The following is a 21226-nucleotide window of genomic DNA, read 5'->3' as shown; positions in this document are numbered from 1 at the left end:
GGCGAGGAGCAGGGGAGAGACGATGAACGGGACGATCACGGCGGTGGCTCGGATGCGTGTCTGGGCCTGCCCCGGCGGTGGCGGAGCCCGCCAGGGCAGGCTCGCGCGCGGGCTCGCCCTCGTGCTCCTGGCCGCGCTGTTCGTGCCGGTCCTCATGATGGCGACCTCTTCGCCGGCGTCCGCGGACGACCAGAAGGAGCGCGACAACTACAGCCTCTACCAGCTGGCTTCGAACGCGAGCTCGTACTTCAGCGAGAAGAACTCGCCGTCGAACGACAAGGGCATGCACGAGAACTGGAAGCCGGTCACGAGCAGTCCTGCTTCGGGCGGTTCCATGCTCGGCTACGCCGACCCGGACTTCAGCCTGGGCAACATCGTGGGCTGGTTCTTCGCCGAGGTCTCAGGGTCCTCGCAGACCGTCACGTACGAGACCCTGGCAGCGAAAGACGACAAGGGCAACGCGAAGTACTCAGGCATGCTCGACTACGCGCACTTCGGGGCGGCCAACAACGACCTTGGCCTGGACACGATGTCCTCGGGCATCGGCGGACAGATCGTGAGCGTGATCGGAGGCTCCGTCATCTGGGTCCTCTACGCCCTGGCGCTGGCGGTCGGCACGCTGTTCTACGTCATCCTCCAGTTCCTGAAGCTCATCAACCCCTTCATGTGGTTCTACCAGGCGGTCAGGGCGGTCAATCCGACCTTCGCCGACGGGATGACGGAAGGTGATACCGGAGGTGGCGCGCTTTCGGGCCTCCAGCACTGGATCAGCGGCTGGTACGGCCTGCTCGTCGACATCTCGTGGCAGGCGCTGGTGCCGATCTTCATCGGCTTCCTGCTCATCGGCCTGGTCATGTTCAAGAAGATGGACCGCGGCTCGGCGATCAAGAAGCTCATCGTGCGTGTCGTCTTCATCGGCGTCGGCCTGCCGCTCATCGGGTCGATGTACACCAGCGTGCTCGACAAGTTCGACAACTCGGTTCTCGGCCAGCATGCCGGTCCGACGCGCGTCGTGCTGAGCACCTACGTCGACTTCGAGGCGTGGATGATGAACGACCGCCTCGGAATCCCGGACCAGGCCACTGTCTCCTGGAACGGCGACCAGGCCAGCTCTGACGCGATGATGTCGGTGCGCACGAGCGCGCTGGCGATCAACAAGCAGTCCCACGGAGCGACGTTCAACGGCATCAGCGTCGGCACGAAGGCCAACGACGCCGAGTCGGCCTGGAAGGACGGCACGGTCTCCGTCGGCACCGGTGCGTCGGACGACTTCAAGGCGGTGTTCTCGACCTTCGGGATCATCGGCAAGTACATCGCGAGCAACGAGATCGCAGCCTCCGACTTCGAGTCGGGGATCAAGAGCTCGATCACGCAGTTGGACGAGAGCGCGGATGTCAAGAAGAGCTGGTTCGTCGACAAGAACAGCTACGGCGACGTGGAGCAGTTCGGTGAGGAGAAGGGGCCGAAGCCGGTGGATCACCCGGTGATCTCGACCGACGGCACGGGCCTGACCTCCTCTCGTCCCGGCAAGGACTCGACGGTCTTCACGACGACCGGGACGAAGAGCAACTGCGGCTTCACGGTGGGCAAGACGCCCTCCTCGTGCAACCTGTCTCCTCTGGCGGCGTACAACTACCTCAACACCGGGTTCAGCCCCAGCTCGCTGAACATGTACAGCTCGAACAACGCCACGTCCGGCTTCACCCGCGAGAACCACATGGCCGTCAGCCAGGTGGGCACGGGGCCGGCGAAGTTCATGTACTGGTCCAACGCCGCCACGGTCCTGGGTTCCATCGTCCTGCTCGGCTTCTGGTACGCCATCGGCATGCTGGTCGGCTCGGTCAAGCGGATTTTCGGCCTCGTAGCAGCCGTGCCGTTCGCGACGCTGGGCGCGATGGCCGCGATCGCCAAGGTGATCGTCTATTCCATGGCGCTGATCCTGGAGGTCCTCGTCACGCTGTTCATCTACCAGTTCGTCTCGGAGTTCCTGATCTCGGTCCCGGACATCATGGCCGGGCCCGTGTCGAGCTTCATGAGCCCGGGCGGACTGTGGGGCAGCGCCGCGCTCGGCGGGATCATCGTGGTGATCCTCACGCTGGTCTCCTCGCTGCTGATCACGGGCGTCACCTTCGGTCTGCTGCGGGTCCGCAAGACGGTGCTGCAGGCGATGGACGAGGTGGTCACCAAGCTCGTGGACAAGTTCCTGGAGACCAACACAGTGCCGAAGCCGGACAAGGGCGGGCTGATGCCTGCTCTGGCCTCGGGTGTAGGGGCAGGCGCGGGTATGGCCCTGGGCAACAAGCTCGCCAACGGGTTCAACAGCAAGACCAGCGGCCCGGCGTCTCCGAGCACGGGCGAGCCGGCGGGCAAGACCGAGTCGACGAACGCCGGCGGCACGAACGGCGACGCCACGGCTCTGACTGCTGGCGAGCAGGCGCTGGCCTTGGAGGGCGGCGGCGAGGGTGGTCCAGGCGATCCGAGCAGCCCGGCGCTGGACGGTGGTCCTGGTGGCGGTGGCTCCGGTGGTGGTGGCGGTGCCGACGCCAAGGCTCTGCCGGGCGGCAGCGGTCCGGCTGGTGCTCTGGGCGCGTCTGACCAGGGCGACAGTCCCGACGACAAGGGCGGTCCGCTGCAGCTGACCACTGGCGGAGCGGGCAGCTCGCACTCGGACAAGCAGACGGCACAGAACCTGAGCAACCAGGGCGGCCTGTCCAACCTCGGGTACACCTCGGACGGCAACAAGGTCATCCCCGGCGAGGTCCTGGCCTCGTACACGGAGCCGCCGAGCTCTCGCGGTGGCGCTCAGAGGAAGAGCAGCGCCGTCGGCGCTGGTTCTGTCCCGACCAGCGGAGAGGCTGTCCCCGGCCAGACGGGCCCGACGCAGTTCGGCACGGGTGCCCCGGGCCAGCAGAGCTCCTCGGGCGGGAATCAGCAGGCTGCACCGCAGCGCTTCAGCGGCGGCGCTACTCCTGGTCTCGTTCCCGTTCCTGCTTCCGGGCAGCCGACCGCGCCGAGCACGCGTCCGACGCGCTCCGCCCAGGACACCCCGGCTCCGAGGCAGCTGGGAGCCGGAACGTCGGCTCCTCGTCCCGTGGCCGCTCCGGTTTCGGGTCAGACTCCGGCTGCGCCTGGTGCGCGGACTCCGGCTCGGACGCAGGCTGCCCGTCAGCCGGGTTCCATCCAGGCGTCGACGCCGACACCGCGCCAGACGCCCGCCCCGCGGGCTCAGGCACCGCGAACGTCGCCCCCTGCACCGGCTCCTTCGCCGCGGCAGGCTCCGGTTCCCCGTCCCCGTCCGCGCCAGGTTGCCGATCCGGCCCCTCAGAGCGTGGAGACTCCGGAGCCGCAGCAGCGGCCGGCCGGTGGTCCTCGCCGGGGCCGGCGCGAGGAGCCGCAGGACTGATCGGGCGAGCGTGGAGGGCTGACGCACGGCAGGAGGAGAAGGGGGAAGAGCATGAGGCTCGGATCGAGGCTTCACGGCGAGTTCCCGCCCGGCTGGTGGCGCTCGGCGCGATGGTGGATCACCGGGGTCCGCGAATTGGCATTGAACATCACGGCGGCCGTGGCCACCGTGGTGTTCGTCGGCGAGATGATGCGCGCTGTGCGGCATCGCGACGAGCCGCGGACTCTGGCGCGCATGTCCGGCACGTTCGAGGGGCACGTGGCCAGCCTCTTGGTCAACAGCGCAGGCTTGGTCGTTCTGGCCATCATGGCGATCGAGGACGGTCTGCATGTGGTGCTGACAGCGCTGCTGGCCGGGTGGTGTCTGCTCAACATCGCCATCAGTGCGATCGTGTTCGTCGTGGTGGCCCGGTCGAGGATCCGGCAGCCAGCAGCGTGGGCTGAGCTGGATTTCGTCGAGCAGCACGCGCCGAAGTACGGCCGGCCACCGCAGACGATTGAGGAGTACCGGGCGCAGCAGCTCCAGGAGTAGGTGTCAGAGGAAAGACAGAACCCCGTGGACGTGATGTCCACGGGGTTCTGTGCTGCGTGGGTGGTGCGGCAATCAGCTGTGCTTGCCGCAGTCCTTGGCCATCAAGGCCTTCGCCTGGTCGCTGTCGGCGGGGATGAGCTGGACCTGGTCGATCGAATAGGCGAAGGTGTACCCGAGCGTGATCATGCTGTCCGACATCGAGATCGAGCCGGATCCCGGGTCAGTGCCTGTCTGGTCGGAACCGTTGACGTCGTCCCAGAGCACACTGGTCCGGCTGTCGTTGATCGTGCCGGCCGAGAGAACCTGGTACTGACCCTTGTCGGTCTTGCCGTCCTTGACGATCGAGCCGTGCTTGATGTCGTCGAGGGCCTTCGTGGTCAGCTGGCACTGCTGATCGCCAGCGGTGACGTTGATGTACGTGATCTTGTGGCCGTTGATGGCGGCGATGCCGCCGCGCGCCCCGTCGGTGATGGAGATGTAGGCACCGTCGAAGCTGGAGGCCTGGCTGCTGCTGGGGCTCTGCGAGGAAGCAGCATCGCTGCTCCCGCTGCAGGCGGTGAGCATGAGAGCACCCGCAGCCAGGGCCGCGGCGGACACGGTGATCCTGGTCCGCGTCGCACGTGCGGTCCTGGTGAAGTTCATGGTGTTCTTCCTTCATTCGCGTTCCTGGACAGTCGGTTTGGTTCAGCTCTGCGGAGGTTGGACCGGCGGCATGCTCGGCATCGGCGGAACCGCGGAGGCCTGACGCGGCGGCAGCAGCATGAGGATGGCCGCAGCCAGCATCACGACCGACAGCAGGGACAGAAGTACCAGCCCGCCCCCGACGGACACGCCGTCGGTGCCGCTGACGGAGCCCATGGTCCCGAAGCCGTCGATCATGCCGATCAGGCCGGCGACGATGCCGACGACTCCGGCGGTGATGCGGGACCAGTTCGCCTTGCGGATGACTGCCACGGCAGAGGCAGCGATGGCCACGAGCATGATGAAGAGCAGGAAGCCGTCCTCGTCGCTGAAGTAGTTGACCGAGGAGCCCATGGCTGAAGCGACCGGCATGAACAGCGAGATGATCGCCAGGAACGCCGCGGCGGGAAGGATGAAGGTGGCCATCCCCCTCAGCTTGGCCAGTCCCGGACGCGAGGTGCTCTGCTGCATCGAGCGCGTGGCGCTCTGCGCGGCGGGGGCAACGCGGTTGCTGAGGAACTCCTTGGCTCCAGAGTTCTCAACGGCCGGCGCGACCTTGGTGTTGAAGAAGTCCCGGGCACCGTTGACGACCTGCTTGGCTCCGTCGGCCATCTGCTGCATCGACCGATCACGGGGCCGGCGCTCGGGGGCGATCAGTCCGGCATGAACAGCGGTCTGATACTCGGACATCGTCGGCTCGCGGTGATGCGTCTGCTGGAACCCGGCGGCCCACTGCTCGGCCGTGACAACGGGTGTACCCTGCGGTCGCGGCGGCACGGCCTGTAATGCTGTTGCATGGCCCTGTGTCGGCTGCTCGGGTAACCGAGGCTGATCCTCAGTCATGATCGCCCCCGCTTTCCCTCGTTCAGTCCTGCGTGTCCAGGTGGTGCCCTCTTCACAGGGACCAGCGTCTCGGCTCTGCAGTTCCACACTGCATCCCCGAGACCCGGCTCCCGACCACGCCCGGGAGCCGAAGCTGGCCCCTCGAGGACCACTTGACCGACGTCCGGGCTTTCTTCTCACACATCAGCACTTGCGAAGGCATTCGCAAGCGCACTATCAGTATTGCAGATTGATGTACCGGATGTACCACCTAACGACAGAAAGCCAGTCAAAGTCGCCTATGGATAGGTGACTTTGACTGGCCAGGACTCGGTCTGTCAGACGTCTTCTCGGAGGTTGTCGAGTCGATGCTCAGTCAGCGCCAGTGCGACTTCGGACTGGTTGAGCGCGTGCTCGCCGTCCTGGATGCGCCACTGAAGATGCTGCACGGGCGGGGCGTCTGCTTCCTGGAGCGCCAGGTCGCCGAGCTCGCGCAGCTCCGCGTACGCGCCCTGCAGCTGTTCCTCGTGGTGCGCCGACCGGACCCTGAGGCGGGCGACCCGCTCTTTCCACCAGCCCACCCGCGACTCGCGGTCGAGCGTGGTCTTCCCCTCGAGCCAGGCACGGAGTTCGGTCTGGTCGACGTCGCTCGGGAGCCCGGTGGCGAGGGGCCCTTCGGGTTCCGGCATGTCGATGGGAATGTGCGACAGCAGCACCGCGGGGGTCGTGTCGAGCACGTAGGCGATCGCGACGAGGTCGTCGACGGTCACAGGACGAGCGCATCGCTCCATCTCCGCGAGGGCGTCGGCCGAGATCGGGTGATCGAGCATCCGGAGCACATAGGCCAACTCGTCGACAGTCAGCTCGCGCAGCTGACGGTAGTGAGTGATGGCGTCGGACACAGCAAGGGACGTGGGAAGGGACGACGGCATGTACCGATCATAGGCACGCTCGGCGCGACCCCCGGGTGGGTTGCCCCATAGCTCTCGGCCGTCGTCACGCAGGCCCGTGACGGATCCCGAGAGAGGTACCATCCACCCCCTTTCGGGCTGAGGGTGGGCGCCAGAAGAGGCGCACCTTGGGGAAGAAGTTCAGGTCACCCTTGTCGTCGCAGCCAGGACTGCGCATGCCCCGTGCAGTGGCGCTCATCGCGTCGGAGTCAACTGCCTATCGAGTAGCATTCTGACTAATGTTTCAATAGAGTGCCGATAGGCATTCGGTTCACTCTATACAAGGCGGGCAACATGTTCGGGCACGACTCTTCCGCTGATTGCGGCGTGGCGCTCCAGAAGGTGGCCTGATGGCGTTGACCGCTGCGGAGATCGCCGACATTCGTCGCTACGCCCAGGAACTGGCCGACCAGGCGCCCCCACTCACCCCCGAGCAGCGGGACCGCCTGAAAGCCCTGCTCCGGCGTAAGCCGACCGAGTCGAAGCCAATCGCCGCCTAGAAGCGCCCCCACCAGGCCGGTGACTCCTCAAGCAGCACCTACAGCCTGCTCTGTGACGACCACGTAGCCGTGAACTGGTCTGAACGCTCCGATCTTCCCGTCGGTGCCCAGCCGTCCGGGCGGAAGCTGACCATCGGCAACCTGTGGGCCCCTGCGAATCAACGGTCACACAGGAACGAGCGGCGTCCGCCGTAAGGGTGCGCGTTGAACACGCACCCTTTGCGCGGGCTGCTCCGCCCGCGGGGTCAGCCCATCCCCTGGAGCGGCTCGATCTGTACCGATCGCGGATCGAACGTCGCCCTGCCCGGACGGCCGGGCAGGAGCGTTACCGTGGCCAGCGTCGTGACCACCGCGCGCTGCCGGTCCAGCGTCAGATCCTTCCAGGCCTTGGTGGGATCTTCGGCGGTGACGATGTCCACCAGGATGCGTGTCCGCTGCGGGTGCGCCATCTGCGCCTCGACGTCAGCCAGCCGGGCCTTGATCCTGCGGGTAGCGGCCTTGAATTCGGCGGCGTCCGCATCGTCGTCATCCGCGAACTCGTCGGTCAGGGACTTGATTCGGGACCGCAGGGCAACGGCTTTCGCTCGCAGCTCCTCCGTCCTCGGTGCGGTCTCGTCGACGAGGAGATCGACGGCGTCGGGGCGCGACAGGCGCCGGATCACGTACTCCTCGACGGTGAGGTCGATCGGTTCCGTACCGCGCGCCAGGTGCTTCGTCTTCCGGCACCGGTACAGCGGCGCCGTGAGCCCCCGCGTGCCTTTCGGGCCGCCTCGCGACCCGGACGTCACGGTCGTCCCGTCGTCGCAGACACCGCACCGGGCGATCCCCGACAGCAGCCACCGCCGGCCCGGTCCCGGGCTTGTCGCCCGGCTCTCGTCCTCAAGGAGGTGCTTCGCCGCCCGCCATGTGGCCTCGTCCACGATGACCGGCCACTTACCCGGGTGCAGCTCGCCGCGGTACTGACGCAGCCCTGCGTAGCGCTCGTTCAGGAGTACGCCGCGGATGGCGTTGTGTGACCAGGGTTTGCCGTTGCGGTTGAGGATGCCCCGCTTGTTGAGGTCGGCGGCCATGCCGGAGAGGGTCGCTCCGGCGAGCAGCGCGTGAAAGCAGTCCTTGACCTCGGCGGCCTCGTCTTCGACGAGCTCCGTGCCGTCTGCGGTGTAACCGAAGCAGCGCGGCCCGGTCGGCGGCAGGCCGCGCTCGACGCGCTGGCGCATCTCCCGCTGCTCCCGCTCCGACATCTGCTCGACCTCGAACGTGTCGACCTCGCCGAGGAGGCCGGCGAGGAGGCGGCCGGCGGCCGTCGTGAGGTCCAACTCGGGGCCCTTGACGCACAGCACGGACACCTCGTGCTTGCGGAGGATCTCGATTCCCTCGGCCCGTTCGCGCCGGTTCCGCCAGAGCCGGCCTAGCCGGCCGAGCATGTAGACGATGATGACGTCGACTTCGCCGCGCTGTACGGCAGCCATGAGGAGCTCGTACTGGGGCGGTGTTTGCCGTGGGTGGCCGACTTGTCGTTGTCTCGGAAGCGGCGCCCCTGGAGGGGGATTTCGCGCCGTTCGGCCAACTCTGCGGTGTCCTCGCCTTGACGGATGACACCGTCTTCGTCGCCGGCATCCGCCTTGCTGATGCGCTCGTATGACGCACCCTTACTAAACGGGGTCATACATTGAAGCACGGGTGCGAATGCCCTCTGAACTGCGTGTTCCTTGATCACGACCTGGTGACTCGACGTGCACCAATGAGGGAGACAGAACGGTCGTCGAGGCAGCGCCTGATGATCGTCGACACGTGCTTCGCCGGCTCATTGATCAGGTACGAAAAGGCGAAGGTGAAGGCCGACTGTGCGATGTCGCCGATCATGAACAGGTTCGGGAAGCCGGCGGTCATGATCCCGTGCAGGGATCGCTCGCCTCCAGCCCACTTGTCCGACAGCAACTGGCCATCGCGTCCGGGCACGGCGAACTGGCCGATGCGGCTGCGGCCCGCGCTGACCGCGATGCCGGTGGCAAAAATGACGCAGTCGGCCTTGTACTCGACACCGTCCACGACGACACCGGTGGTCGTCAGCCGCTCCACTCCCCGCCCCTGCGTATTGACGAGGTTCACGTTCGAGCGATTAAAAGGTCGGGCAGATAGGCGCGGTGCTGGTACCCCGGCAGCAAGACAGGCACAGGTCCTGGCGATCATGGAGTTGCGACGCTCTGTGATCACTGAGGAGACCTGTGCCTGTGCTGCCATCATGGCTGACCGAACCACTCTGGGGCCAATTCGCGGCCCTGCTGCCCGAACGGCCGGAGTACCACCCGGACCATCCGCTGGGCTGCCACCGCCCACGCATCAGCGACCGGATCATCTTCGACAAGATGCTGCAGCTCCTGCGCTTCGGCTGCTCCTACCAGGCGATCGCCGACACGACCTGCTCGGCCACCACGATCCGTAACCGCCGCAACGAGTGGATCCGGCTCGGCGTCTTCGCCAGGTTCAAGCAGATCGCGCTGGAGTCCTACGACCGGATCGTCGGCCTCGTCCTCGACCAGATCGCCGTCGACGGCTCGATCACCAAAGCCCCCGGCGGCGGCGAGGTGACCGGGCGTTCCCCGATCGACCGCGGCAAACAGGGCCTGAAACGCTCAGGCATGACGGACGGTTATGACGGACGGTTACGGCATTCCACTGGGCCGCGTCCTGGCTGGAGCCAACCGCCACGACTCCCCGCTGCTCGCCCCGACCCTGGACCGCCTGGACGACCTGGGACCGTTACCCGACGACATCACCGTTCATCTGGATGCCGGCTACGACTCGACAAGACCCGCGCCTTGCTCGACGAACGCGGCCTGCACGGCCGGATCGCGCACAAAGGCGAGAAGGCGCCGATCCAGGCAAGTCAGAGGTGGCACGTGGAGCGCACCCATGCCTGGCAGAACGCCTTCCACCGCCTTGCCCGCTGCTACGAACGCCGGGCCACCGTCATCGACGCCTTCTTCGACCTCGCCGACGCCGTCATCACCGTACGCAGCCTGATCCGCCAGGCTTGGACGACCCACCGCTGGGACGCACGCCCGCACCGTCGTCCATGAGCACACGCCTATCGGCGCGACCTCTTAGTCCAGGCCAGCCACAAGATCAGCTCAGGGCGCGCTGGAGGAGAGCTTCCGACGCCTCCAGGTAACGGTCCGCGTAGGCCCCTTCAAGCCCTTCGGTCGGGAGGATCGGCTGGGCCTTGCTGTTGAACATGACGCTCGTCCGCCCCTCCAGGTCCTCCGTGAACAGCAGCGGCACCATCCGGCGCCCGTAGTCCTCCGGCGACTGCCCGAACAGGCCGACCAGCCCCTCGGCGAAGCGGTGCTTGAAGCTGCCCTCACCCAGGTAGTTCGACCGGATACCGGTCTTGATGAAGCCGGGGTTCAAGCCGAAGTACGCGGGACCGGGGAGCCGTTCGGCGCCGACGAGCGCCAGGGCCTCGTTGCCGACCACGGTGTTGGCGTGCGCCTTCATCGGCTTGTAGTTCTTCTCAGAGTTGAAGTCCTCGGGGTCTCCGGTCATCCCGTTGCCGGGCGCCCCCATGATGAAAACGCGCGGCTGCGGCACACCCGCAGGACGGGCCGCGCCGAGGCGGGAGTGCATCCCCTTCAGAACCGCGAAGCGGCTGAGATAGCTGATCGCCATGTCACGCTCGATACCTTCGGGCGTCTCCTCACGCTCCGGCGCCGCGAGGATGCCGAGGGAGAAGTACGCGACGTCGAAGGACTCGACATCCAGATCCTCGCCCAGGCGGACGGCCTCACTCAGGGACGACAGATCGGCCCGCACGAACGTAAGCCGCTCCGACGGCGCGTCCCGGAAGGTGCGCCCGACGACCGTCACGTGCGCGCCATTCTTCAGCGCTTGCTGGGCAACGGCACGGCCGAGGCCATTGGTACCGCCGACGACCAGGAGGCGCTTGCCACTCAGGTCGAGACGATCGATCGGCGCCATGTTCACAACGAGGTTCTTGTCGCGGACTCCGTTGATTCGCTGCTTGGGCTTCTTGGGAGCGGCGTGCGTTGATGCGTTCACGAGGGGGGATCCGTTCTATGTGCGTGCGTCCGGGTTGCTGTCGGCCGCCACCGGGGCTGCGGCCTCCGCGGTCGACTGGGGGCGCACCGAAGGCGGTATTTACTTGGTCGACCATAACAGATAACGGACTCTACCCCGCTTAGACATTTGTGCCGTACGCTGTGCTGCGTGGAAAGAGTCCTGATCCCCCTCGGCAAGCCGCGCACGGAGCGCGCGGACGCGGTGCGCAATCGCCGGCAGCTGCTGAGCACGGCCCGGAAGGTGATTGCCGAGTCCGGAGTCGACAAGGTGACCATGGACGGACTGGCCGAGCTGTCCGGCCTCGGCAAGGGGACCGTCTTTCGACGGTTCGGCACCCGCGCCGGTATCTTCCACGCGATCCTGGACGACGACGAGCGTGCTTTCCAGGAGAGCGTGCTGTCCGGCCCTCCGCCGCTCGGACCTGGCGCCGAGCCCGTCGAGCGACTGGTCGCATACGGCCGCGCCCGCATCGCTTTCCTGATGACCCATCTCACGATCGCCCGGGCCGCACTGGACCGCAATCAGCCCGCCCCGGTCGGCGAGGCGAGCATCTCCCAGACCCACATTCGCATGCTGTTGAGACAAGCGCAGCCAGACATCCGAGACCTCGGCACTCTCGCAGTCCAACTCGCCGCCGCCCTTGAAGCTCCGCTGCTGCTTTACCTGGCGACACCGGAAAAGACCGACATCGACCGACATGTCGAGCGCCTGGGCAGCAGTTGGGAAGCGCTCATCGCGCGCGTCTGTCGGGCTTAGGGCGACTGGCAGCCGAACTGGTCCCATGCAGACCATAGTGATAGACGAGTGATTGGCTGGCAAATTTTATGGGCGCCGGAGACGCTGCCGACGGCACACCCTCAGGTGCGCGCCGCACGCCTGAAGCGATATGCGCCTGGCCACAGCCGCTCGCGTGTGTGAGCGCCGGGAGGCAGCGACGAGCAGAGATGCGTTCCCCCGTGGAGGGGGTCCGGCTCTGTTGAACATCTGCCATTTCAACATCTTGGAAGTGATCGCGACCTTCGACGACGCCTGAGCTCCAGTCGGTGGCGCAAACGGCAGTAACCGCGTCCAGGCCGGTGGCCCATTCCTTGGCGAAGCCGACAAGATCGGGCAACCCGCTGATGCCGACCGCCTCGATCCAGGTCGACGATTCTGCGGCCTGGCGTATCTGAAGCGCCTGACCGCGGCCAACTGCAGGAGTGGCGGGTGAACTCGTCGGGTGTGGCAGGTTTCCAGTTCGGCGACTGGTTCGACCCGGCCACGCCACCGGACGACCCATTCGCCGGCCGTTCGCCGCACATCGTCGCCACCACGCGCCTGGTCCGATGCGCGCCGTCGCCCGCACCACACTGGTGCTGGGCCGATCCAAAGAGGCCCCAGAGCGCTCCGAGCTCGCCGCCAGGACCCGGGCGCGGGCCAGGTCCGCCACGCCGTGGCGCGCCATCGCCTCGCGGTAGGCGGCCCGGACGTGGTGCCCAGGCCGCTGCTCCCACTGGCTGCCCCGCACCGGCCGGTGACGCTCCGGACCGTGGTGTAGGAGATGGCGCCGTCGAACCGGCGCCCTGGCCGTTACAACTGGCCGAAGACTGATCCCCCTGTATGCGCGTTGCACACCGTGGCCAGCGCCACCAGATTCGCCCGGCACCGTGTGAGCACTACGGCGACCTCGTCATCCCGAGGCGGCTGGAGGGTGACGGAGCCTATGGCCCGGTCCGCCGCCAGGCTCGAAAGAGGCCTCCAACGGCGAGCGTCGCGACCGAGGACGACCTCGAGGGAGAAGCTGATGCACCTCTTGGACATCAGCCGCATGCAGCGCCCACCAGGCCGCATCTCATCCGCGCCCTGAGTCCGCCTCGATCCTTGGGCTCCTTCCGTCTTCGACAAGGCGCCTCAGTCCGGGAAGCAATGCATCCAGGTCCTGTTCAGTGCGGAACGCGACAACGGTCGTGCCGCACCCACCCGTTGCCCGGGATGACTGCGGCCCAGGGAAGAGCGCCAGCACCTCTTGCATCGCTTCGTCTACCTCTGCGACCGGATCGGGAGCCTCCCCCCGGAGCCAGCGGCGTAGGACGTGATTGTGGGCCGCGACCACAGCCGCCGCCATGAGTTCGGCCCTGAGAGACGCGGACTTCGTCGGATCGCCCATCCAGTCAGCGATGAACTCGCGGAACAGCCGCTGATACCGGGCGACGCTCACGATCTCCCGGTCGCGAAGTGCATCGACCTTGCTGGTGAGCGCGTAACGTCGGCGCGCGAGGTCTCCCTCGTCGAGGTAGTGAAGCAAGACCAGGCGGACCGCATCGGAGACCGCGACCAGAGCGGTGCCCTGGCTCGAGCCTGCCAGGCGTTCCTTGATGAGGGCGAGCAGCCTGTCGTGGTCAGGGAAGATCACGTCTTCCTTGGAGCGGTAGTGGCGGAAGAAGGTCGTACGCCCGACGCCGGCCCTCGCTGCGATGTCATCAACGGTGGTCTGTTCGTATCCGCGCTCGTCGAAGAGGGCGAAGGCGGCGTCTGCGAGTCGGATGCGCACGGATGGCTTGCTCATGTCTGCCCATCTTTCCGCGTCTCGGGGGTTGAGACTATTTGCCCCCCGTAACGGTACTGAGTACCGTTACTGCGATATCGAGTACCACTGGAGGTTCGGCGTGGATTCCGTGGCATACAGCGAGTCCGCTCTGCCAATTCAGCCGCTGTACGAGCCGTCAGCACTGGAGGGGTTCGACGCGGACGCCAAGCTGGGCTCGCCCGGCGGGTTTCCGTTCACCCGCGGTGTGTATCCGTCGATGTACACCGGCCGGCCGTGGACGATGCGGCAGTACGCCGGATTCGGCACGGCGAAGGAGTCGAACGAGCGCTACCACGAGCTGGTCAGTGCCGGGACCGGTGGCCTGAGCGTGGCCTTCGACCTGCCGACGCAGATGGGCTACGACTCCGACGAGGCCATCGCACGGGGCGAGGTCGGCAAGGTCGGCGTGGCGATCGACTCGATCGAGGACATGCGCACCTTGTTCCAGGGCCTGCCGCTGGACAAGGTGTCGACCTCGATGACGATCAACGCCCCCGCATCGACGCTGCTCCTGCTGTACCAGCTGGTCGGGGCCGAGCAGGGCGTCACAGGAGATCAGCTGACCGGCACGATCCAGAACGATGTGCTCAAGGAGTACATCGCCCGCGGCACCTACATCTTCCCGCCGAAGCAGTCCCTGCGGCTGATCAGCGACATCTTCGCCTACTGCCACAGGGAGATCCCGCGCTGGAACACGATCTCCATCTCCGGCTATCACATGGCCGAGGCGGGAGCGAGCCCCGTCCAGGAGATCGCTTTCACCCTCGCCAACGCCCGGGAGTACGTGCGCACTGCGATCGCAGCAGGCCTGGACGTCGACGACTTCGCGCCACGCCTGTCCTTCTTCTTCGTCGCCCGGACCACCCTGCTGGAAGAGATCGCGAAATTCCGCGCCGCCCGCCGCATCTGGGCCCGCATCATGCGCGACGAATTCGGCGCCAAGAACCCCAAGTCACAGATGCTCCGCTTTCACACCCAGACCGCCGGTGTGCAGCTGACAGCGCAGCAGCCCGAGGTCAACCTCGTCCGAGTGGCCCTGCAGGGCCTAGGCGCCGTGCTCGGCGGCACTCAGTCCCTCCACACCAACTCCTACGACGAGGCCATCGCCCTGCCGACACAGAAGGCAGCACGGCTCGCCCTGCGCACCCAGCAGATCATCGCCTACGAGACCGACGTGACCCGCACCGTCGACCCCTTCGCCGGGTCCTACGTCATGGAGTCGATGACCGATGACATTGAGGCGGCAGCCGTCGAATTGATGCAGGCCGTCGAGGACCGGGGCGGCGCGGTCGCCGCCATCGAGCAGGGCTTTCAGAAGTCGGAGATCGAGAAGTCCGCGTACCGGGTGGCGCTGGAGATCGACGGCAATGAGCGCACCGTCGTCGGGGTGAACAAGTTCGTCCTCGAAGAGGAGGAACCCTACGAACCATTGCGGGTCGATCCCCAGATCGAGCTCGACCAGCGCGAACGCCTCGCCGAGCTCAGGCGGGAGCGCGACAACGACGCCGTCGAGCGTGCTCTCGACACCCTGCGGGCCGCCGCACGGGGCACCGACAACGTCTTGGTCCCGATGCGGGAGGCGCTGCAGCTTCGCGCCACGGTGGGCGAGGTTTCCCACGCCCTGCGCGACGTCTGGGGCGTCTACGTCCCCAGCGACACGTTCTGACCCGCACGCAGCCCCCCACACCGGGGAACGCCGCAGCGATTCCGGAGGACTTCCATGGCTCTCTCCCACGAGACGAGCAGGGCGCTCGGGCAAGCGAGCGATCAGTGACCACCATCGACATTCGCACCACCGCGGGCAAGCTCGCGGATCTCCAGCGTCGTATTGACGAGGCGACGCACGCCGGCTCCGCACGTGCCGTCGAAAAGCAGCACGCCAAGGGCAAGTTGACGGCCCGTGAGCGGATCGACCTCCTCCTCGACGAGGGCTCCTTCGTCGAGCTGGACGAGTTCGCCCGCCACCGCTCCACCAACTTCGGCATGGAGAACAACCGCCCCTACGGCGACGGCGTCGTGTCCGGCTACGGCACGGTCGACGGCCGCCCGATCGCCGTCTTCTCCCAGGACTTCACCGTCTTCGGCGGCGCCCTGGGCGAGGTCTACGGCCAGAAGATCGTCAAGGTCATGGACTTCGCGCTGAAGACCGGCTGCCCGGTCATCGGCATCAACGACTCCGGCGGCGCCCGCATCCAGGAGGGCGTCGCCTCTCTCGGCGCCTACGGCGAGATCTTCCGCCGCAACACCCACGCGTCCGGCGTCATCCCGCAGATCAGCCTGGTCGTCGGCCCCTGCGCGGGCGGAGCCGTCTACTCCCCCGCGATCACCGACTTCACGGTCATGGTCGACCAGACCTCGCACATGTTCATCACCGGCCCCGACGTCATCAAGACGGTCACCGGCGAGGACGTCCGCTTCGAGGAGCTGGGCGGCGCACGCACCCACAACTCGACCTCCGGCGTCGCCCATCACATGGCCGGCGACGAGAAGGACGCCATCGAGTACGTCAAGCAGCTGCTGTCGTACCTGCCGTCCAACAACCTCTCCGAGGCCCCGGTCTTCCCGGAGGAGGCCGACCTGACGGTCACCGCCGAGGACCTCGAGCTGGACACGATCGTGCCGGACAGCGCGAACCAGCCGTACGACATGCACACGGTGATCGAACACATCCTGGACGACGCCGAGTTCTTCGAGACGCAGCCGCTGTTCGCCCCGAACATCCTCACCGGCTTCGGCCGCGTGGAGGGGCACCCGGTCGGCATCGTCGCCAACCAGCCGATGCAGTTCGCGGGTTGCCTCGACATCGACGCCTCCGAAAAGGCCGCACGCTTCGTGCGCACCTGCGACGCCTTCAACATCCCGGTCATCACCTTCGTCGACGTGCCGGGCTTCCTGCCGGGCGTCGACCAGGAGCACACCGGCATCATCCGCCGCGGCGCCAAGCTCATCTACGCCTACGCCGAGGCGACCGTCCCCCTCATCACGGTCATCACCCGCAAGGCCTTCGGCGGCGCCTACGACGTCATGGGCTCCAAGCACCTCGGCGCGGACATCAACCTCGCCTGGCCCACCGCCCAGATCGCCGTCATGGGCGCCCAGGGCGCGGTCAACATCCTGCACCGCCGCACCATCGCGGAGGCGGAGACCGCCGGCGACCTGAAGGCGACCCGCGCCCGCCTGATCCAGGAGTACGAGGACGCCCTCCTCAACCCCTACATCGCGGCCGAGCGCGGCTACATCGACTCGGTGATCATGCCGTCCGACACCCGCCGGCACGTCGTACGCGGCCTGCGTCAGCTGCGTACCAAGCGGGAATCCCTGCCCCCGAAGAAGCACGGCAACATCCCCCTCTAGGAGTCGTTGTGACGATCAAGGTCGTACGGGGCAACCCGACCCCGGAGGAACTGGCTGCCGCCCTGGCGGTGGTCAGAGCCCGCGCCGCGGCGGAGGCCTCCATCCCGCCGGGCGCGACACGAGACAGGGACTCCTGGTCGGACCCGGCCCGCATCGCAAGCCACCGCCTGCCCCAGCCGGGCCCGACGGCATGGACCCGCACCTACTGGCCCAGCTAGCCATTGCAAGCCCAGGGCCATTGGGGATACCGCCGCACGTGGCTCCGCCGCGTGGACGCGTCAGGACATCAGCAAGTCGCACGTACCAAGCAACGGACCGTCAACTCGGAGAGACCATGAACGCTCTGCAACCGTGGACGCATCACGCCGATGCGACACCGGCGCCGCGAGCCCGCGTAGTAATCGCCAAGCCCGGGCTCGACGGTCACGACCGCGGCGCGAAAGTGATTGCAAGGGCCCTTCGCGACGCAGGGTACGAAGTTATCTACACAGGTCTGCACCAGACTCCCGAGCAGATCGTGGCCACTGTCCTCGCTGAGGACGCGCCTCTCCTGGGACTCTCCGTGCTTTCAGGCGCCCATCTGACGATCGTGGAAAAGGTGATCGAGCTTCTTACCCACCAGGACGCGGGCGACACCCGCATCATGGTGGGCGGCATCATCCCCGATGCCGACATCGAGAAGCTCAGGGCCATGGGGGTCCACGCCGTCTTCACTCCCGGCGCGGACATCAGCGGCATAGTCGAGACCGTCCACCAGCTCAGCGTCACTTCCACCGAAAAGCTGGAGGCGACGTGCTGACCAAAGTGCTCATCGCCAACCGTGGCGAAATCGCTGTCCGCGTGGCCCGGGCCTGCCGGGATGCCGGGATCGCGAGCGTGGCCGTCTACGCGGACCCGGACCGCGACGCTCTGCATGTCCGCGCCGCGGAAGAGGCTTTCGCCCTGGGCGGTGACACCCCGGCGACCAGTTACCTGGACATCACCAAGGTCCTGAACGCGGCGCGCGAGTCCGGCGCGGACGCCATCCACCCCGGATACGGCTTCCTGTCCGAGAACGCCGACTTCGCGCAGGCCGTCCTGGACGCCGGGCTGATCTGGATCGGCCCGCCACCGCAGGCCATCCGCGACCTCGGTGACAAGGTCGCCGCCCGGCACATCGCCCAACGCGCCGGCGCCCCGCTCGTGGCCGGCACGCCCGACCCGGTGAACGGCGCCGACGAGGTCGTCGCCTTCGCCGAGGAGCACGGCCTGCCGATCGCGATCAAGGCCGCCTTCGGCGGCGGCGGACGCGGCCTGAAGGTCGCCCGCACCCTCGAAGAGGTCCCCGAGCTCTACGAGTCCGCGGTCCGCGAGGCCGTGGCCGCCTTCGGCCGCGGCGAGTGCTTCGTCGAGCGCTACCTCGACAAGCCCCGCCACGTCGAGACCCAGTGCCTGGCCGACACCCACGGCAACGTCGTCGTCGTCTCCACCCGCGACTGCTCGCTGCAGCGCCGCCACCAGAAGCTGGTCGAGGAGGCCCCGGCGCCGTTCCTGTCGGACGCGCAGGTCGAGGAGCTGTACTCCTCGTCCAAGGCGATCCTCAAGGAAGCCGGCTACGTCGGCGCCGGCACCGTGGAGTTCCTCGTCGGAGCCGACGGCACGATCTCCTTCCTGGAGGTCAACACCCGCCTGCAGGTCGAGCACCCGGTCACCGAGGAAGTCGCCGGCATCGACCTGGTGCGCGAGATGTTCCGCATCGCCGACGGCGAGGAACTCGGCTACGGCGACCCCGCCCTGCGCGGCCACTCCCTCGAGTTCCGCATCAACGGCGAGGACCCGGGCCGGGGCTTCCTCCCGGCCCCCGGCACGGTCACCACGTTCGCGCCGCCGTCCGGCCCCGGCGTCCGCCTGGACGCGGGCGTCGAGTCCGGCTCGGTCATCGGCCCGGCCTGGGACTCCCTGCTCGCCAAGCTGATCGTCACCGGTGCCACCCGCGCCCAGGCCCTGCAGCGCGCGGCCCGCGCCCTGGAGGAGTTCCAGGTCGAGGGCATGGCCACCGCCATCCCGTTCCACCGCGCGGTCGTCAAGGACCCGGCGTTCGCCCCCGAACTCACCGGCAGCCAGGACCCCTTCACGGTCCACACCCGCTGGATCGAGACCGAGTTCGTCAACGAGATCAAGCCCTTCGCCGCCCCGGCCGACGCCGAGGCCGAGGATGACTCGGACCGCGAGACGATCGTCGTCGAGGTCGGCGGCAAGCGCCTCGAGGTCTCCCTCCCCTCCTCCCTGGGCATGTCCCTGGCCCGCACCGGCCTCGCCGCCGGCGCCAAGCCCAAGCGCCGCGCCGCCAAGAAGTCCGGCCCGGTCGCCTCCGGCGACACCCTCGCCTCGCCCATGCAGGGCACGATCGTCAAGGTCGCCGTCGAGGAGGGCCAGGAGGTCAAGGAGGGCGACCTCGTCGTCGTACTCGAGGCGATGAAGATGGAACAGCCGCTGAACGCGCACCGGTCCGGCACCATCAAGGGCCTGTCCGCCGACGTCGGCGCGTCCATCAGCTCCGGCGCCGCGATCTGCGAGATCAAGGACTGACTGAATCTTTCTCGGTAACGGTTCGTGACGGTTCGTGATCTTCGGTCAGGCGGTGCGGCCGTGTTCCAGTTGGAGCAGGACGAGGGCGGCTCGGGCGATCCGGGTGATGCCGCTGGGGTCGAGGCTGACCCAGCGCAGGGCCTTGAAGGTGACCTTGAGCAGGGCGTTGGCCCGCTCGGCGACCGCATGGACGCCTCGGATGACCGAGTTGAACGCCTGCTGCTCGACGTCGAGTTCGCTGCCCTTGGGCTTCTTGACCGGGTGACGGAAGCCGTCGCCGGCGTTCTCGTAGCCGAGGTCGGTCAGGGTCGGAATATCCAGAGTGGATGCGAGCCGGTTGAGGGCGTCGACCAGGCCGTGGGTGCGGGCGCAGGTGGTGTCGTGCTCGCGGCCGGGGCGGACCGGGGAGACCCAGATCGGCCAGCCGTCGGGGGCGGAGACGACCTGGACGTTGCCACCGTGGTGCTTGTGCTTCCCGGACCACCAGAGGTCGGCGCCGTTGGGGCCGGGGGCGGCGACGCGGTCAGTACGGATGACGGTGCCGTCCAGGTTGAGATGGGTGTAGCCGACGGCCGCCGCCCGTTCCAGCGCGGTGGACAGATCCGGGGCGTGGTCGGCGAGCACGGTCAGCCCTTCGTGCAAGTAGCGGTACGCGGTGGGCACCGAAACCCCGTTGTCCCGGGCGAGTTGGGCCAGCCGGGTCCCGTCGACGAACCACCGCAGCACCAGGACACCCTGCTTGAAGACGCCCAGAGCGCGGGTTCCCCTGCGGGTGCCGAGCCGTTCGCGGTGCTCGCGCAAGAGTTGGGCGAGAGTCTCGGCGGTCTCCCTGCCGACGCCGAGTGTTGCGGTGTAGGTGATACTGGTCAACGCGTGAAGCCTCTGGGTTCCGGAACGTGATCTTCGCAGACCTGTTCCTACCAGGGGCTTCTCGCGTATCTGATGCCGGATCAAGCCCGTCTGACGGCCTGGCCGGCCAGGAAGATCGCGGATCTGTCGGACGGGCGGCACGGGCCAATAATCTGAGTCCCGTCCGCACTATCTGGGAGAGTCATGACAAGTAGGTTCACCGAGTTGGTTGTTGACTGCCACGATCCGGAGAGGCTCGCGGCCTTCTGGTGCGAGGTCCTGAACTTCAAGGTGATCGACCGGAGCGAGGGCAAGGTCGAGATCGGCTCCTGGATGCCGACCATCGAGGATGTTCGGGGCCGCCAGATGCCGCCCACCTTGGTGTTCATCCAGGTGCCCGAGGACAAGACTGTGAAGAACAGGCTTCACCTCGATGTCAGCCCGATCGACGGCAGCACGGAGGACGAGGTGACCAGATTGCTCGGCCTCGGCGCCACCAAGACGGACGTGGGCCAGGGCCTAGACCGAAACTGGGCGGTCATGGCAGACCCCGAGGGCAACGAGTTCGACGTCCTACGCACCCTGGCACCGCAGACCTAGGCCGCGAGCGGGCACCCGCGCCCCGTCACACACCGCAACCGCTACGTTGCTGAGAAGACCTCACTGGCGCTTCCGCTCGGCCATGGCAGTAAAACCGCACGCTACGTAGCCGGTCTGCACGGTGCGGTCGGCCTTGCCAGGGCCCCGGCCGTCGAGCTGGGCTCACACGGCTCGACGCCGTCTGCGTCGCCCGGCCGAGCAGCTGAATGATGTTCTGGACGGCTCGGGCGCTCCGCTGCCGTCGGGGCGCCCCGGGCGCACCGGAGAGGGCAGCGCATGCACCGGCTTCGCCAGGAGCGACCCGGTCGCGATCGTCACTGGA

The 21226-nt window shown here is 67.3% G+C and carries 18 protein-coding genes and 1 pseudogene; 11 read left to right on the top strand and 8 right to left on the bottom strand.

Annotated features, from left to right (window positions below; genetic code table 11):
* Window positions 1–22 precede the first annotated feature (22 nt).
* Both ACIRA5_RS47670 and ACIRA5_RS47665 read left to right on the top strand, forming a co-directional pair.
* Window positions 23–3403, top strand: a complete 3381-nt coding sequence (locus ACIRA5_RS47670) for a hypothetical protein (RefSeq protein ID WP_403703130.1) — start codon at window positions 23–25, stop codon at window positions 3401–3403.
* Between the two features lie 51 nt (window positions 3404–3454).
* A complete protein-coding gene (locus ACIRA5_RS47665; protein ID WP_403703127.1) occupies window positions 3455–3934 on the top strand; it encodes a hypothetical protein in 480 nt (159 codons plus the stop codon).
* Between the two features lie 72 nt (window positions 3935–4006).
* Here ACIRA5_RS47665 and ACIRA5_RS47660 read toward each other — a convergent pair whose 3' ends face one another.
* The 3 genes from ACIRA5_RS47660 to ACIRA5_RS47650 form a co-directional block, all read right to left on the bottom strand.
* Window positions 4007–4576 (bottom strand): hypothetical protein, encoded by a 570-nt coding sequence (locus ACIRA5_RS47660; RefSeq protein WP_403703125.1) that lies wholly within the window; start codon window positions 4574–4576, stop codon window positions 4007–4009.
* 42 nt (window positions 4577–4618) lie between these two features.
* The gene (locus tag ACIRA5_RS47655) at window positions 4619–5545 is read right to left on the bottom strand and encodes a hypothetical protein (protein ID WP_403703122.1); all 927 of its coding nucleotides are present in this window, start codon (window positions 5543–5545) and stop codon (window positions 4619–4621) included.
* A 230-nt stretch (window positions 5546–5775) separates the two neighbouring features.
* Window positions 5776–6369 (bottom strand): DNA-binding protein, encoded by a 594-nt coding sequence (locus ACIRA5_RS47650; RefSeq protein ID WP_403703119.1) that lies wholly within the window; start codon window positions 6367–6369, stop codon window positions 5776–5778.
* A gap of 368 nt (window positions 6370–6737) precedes the next feature.
* Here ACIRA5_RS47650 and ACIRA5_RS47645 point away from each other — a divergent pair, with 368 nt between their 5' ends.
* The gene (locus ACIRA5_RS47645) at window positions 6738–6887 is read left to right on the top strand and encodes a hypothetical protein (RefSeq protein WP_351836617.1); all 150 of its coding nucleotides are present in this window, start codon (window positions 6738–6740) and stop codon (window positions 6885–6887) included.
* 245 nt (window positions 6888–7132) lie between these two features.
* Here ACIRA5_RS47645 and ACIRA5_RS47640 read toward each other — a convergent pair whose 3' ends face one another.
* Both ACIRA5_RS47640 and ACIRA5_RS47635 read right to left on the bottom strand, forming a co-directional pair.
* Window positions 7133–8527, bottom strand: coding sequence for a recombinase family protein (locus tag ACIRA5_RS47640; protein ID WP_403703310.1), 1395 nt, complete (start codon window positions 8525–8527; stop codon window positions 7133–7135).
* 73 nt (window positions 8528–8600) lie between these two features.
* The gene (locus tag ACIRA5_RS47635; protein WP_403703116.1) at window positions 8601–8996 is read right to left on the bottom strand and encodes a hypothetical protein; all 396 of its coding nucleotides are present in this window, start codon (window positions 8994–8996) and stop codon (window positions 8601–8603) included.
* Window positions 8997–9112: 116 nt separating this feature from the next.
* Here ACIRA5_RS47635 and ACIRA5_RS47630 point away from each other — a divergent pair.
* Window positions 9113–9967: pseudogene (locus ACIRA5_RS47630) on the top strand (IS5 family transposase).
* Window positions 9968–10013: 46 nt separating this feature from the next.
* Here the strand turns inward: ACIRA5_RS47630 and ACIRA5_RS47625 are convergent.
* The gene (locus ACIRA5_RS47625) at window positions 10014–10946 is read right to left on the bottom strand and encodes an SDR family NAD(P)-dependent oxidoreductase (protein WP_403703113.1); all 933 of its coding nucleotides are present in this window, start codon (window positions 10944–10946) and stop codon (window positions 10014–10016) included.
* Between the two features lie 168 nt (window positions 10947–11114).
* Here ACIRA5_RS47625 and ACIRA5_RS47620 point away from each other — a divergent pair, with 168 nt between their 5' ends.
* Window positions 11115–11723, top strand: coding sequence for a TetR/AcrR family transcriptional regulator (locus ACIRA5_RS47620; RefSeq protein WP_403703110.1), 609 nt, complete (start codon window positions 11115–11117; stop codon window positions 11721–11723).
* A 1075-nt stretch (window positions 11724–12798) separates the two neighbouring features.
* On the opposite strand, the gene ACIRA5_RS47615 is transcribed toward ACIRA5_RS47620, so the two are convergent.
* A complete protein-coding gene (locus tag ACIRA5_RS47615; RefSeq protein WP_403703107.1) occupies window positions 12799–13512 on the bottom strand; it encodes a TetR/AcrR family transcriptional regulator in 714 nt (237 codons plus the stop codon).
* 100 nt (window positions 13513–13612) lie between these two features.
* Between ACIRA5_RS47615 and ACIRA5_RS47610 the strand changes: the two genes are divergently transcribed.
* From ACIRA5_RS47610 to ACIRA5_RS47590, 5 genes are all read left to right on the top strand, one after another.
* Complete coding sequence (locus tag ACIRA5_RS47610; protein ID WP_403703104.1) at window positions 13613–15199, top strand: methylmalonyl-CoA mutase; 1587 nt, start codon at window positions 13613–13615, stop codon at window positions 15197–15199.
* A 104-nt stretch (window positions 15200–15303) separates the two neighbouring features.
* The gene (locus ACIRA5_RS47605) at window positions 15304–16887 is read left to right on the top strand and encodes an acyl-CoA carboxylase subunit beta (protein ID WP_403703101.1); all 1584 of its coding nucleotides are present in this window, start codon (window positions 15304–15306) and stop codon (window positions 16885–16887) included.
* A gap of 8 nt (window positions 16888–16895) precedes the next feature.
* Entirely contained in the window at window positions 16896–17105 is a 210-nt protein-coding gene (locus ACIRA5_RS47600) for an acyl-CoA carboxylase subunit epsilon (protein WP_403703098.1), read from the top strand.
* Between the two features lie 116 nt (window positions 17106–17221).
* Complete coding sequence (locus ACIRA5_RS47595; RefSeq protein ID WP_403703095.1) at window positions 17222–17686, top strand: cobalamin B12-binding domain-containing protein; 465 nt, start codon at window positions 17222–17224, stop codon at window positions 17684–17686.
* On the top strand, window positions 17683–19455 hold the full coding sequence (locus tag ACIRA5_RS47590) for an acetyl/propionyl/methylcrotonyl-CoA carboxylase subunit alpha (protein ID WP_403703307.1): 1773 nt from the start codon (window positions 17683–17685) through the stop codon (window positions 19453–19455). Before ACIRA5_RS47595 ends, ACIRA5_RS47590 begins: the two co-directional genes overlap by 4 nt.
* A 45-nt stretch (window positions 19456–19500) precedes the next feature.
* On the opposite strand, the gene ACIRA5_RS47585 is transcribed toward ACIRA5_RS47590, so the two are convergent.
* The gene (locus tag ACIRA5_RS47585) at window positions 19501–20325 is read right to left on the bottom strand and encodes a transposase family protein (RefSeq protein ID WP_403703093.1); all 825 of its coding nucleotides are present in this window, start codon (window positions 20323–20325) and stop codon (window positions 19501–19503) included.
* A 183-nt stretch (window positions 20326–20508) separates the two neighbouring features.
* On the opposite strand from ACIRA5_RS47585, the gene ACIRA5_RS47580 reads away from it, so the two are divergent.
* On the top strand, window positions 20509–20904 hold the full coding sequence (locus tag ACIRA5_RS47580) for a VOC family protein (RefSeq protein ID WP_403703090.1): 396 nt from the start codon (window positions 20509–20511) through the stop codon (window positions 20902–20904).
* The last annotated feature ends 322 nt before the right edge of the window (window positions 20905–21226 follow it).

Origin of the sequence: Streptomyces sp. NPDC096311 (genome assembly GCF_044763085.1) — a bacterium.
GTDB lineage: Bacteria > Actinomycetota > Actinomycetes > Streptomycetales > Streptomycetaceae > Streptomyces.
This window is presented reverse-complemented; position numbering and strand designations above follow the sequence as displayed.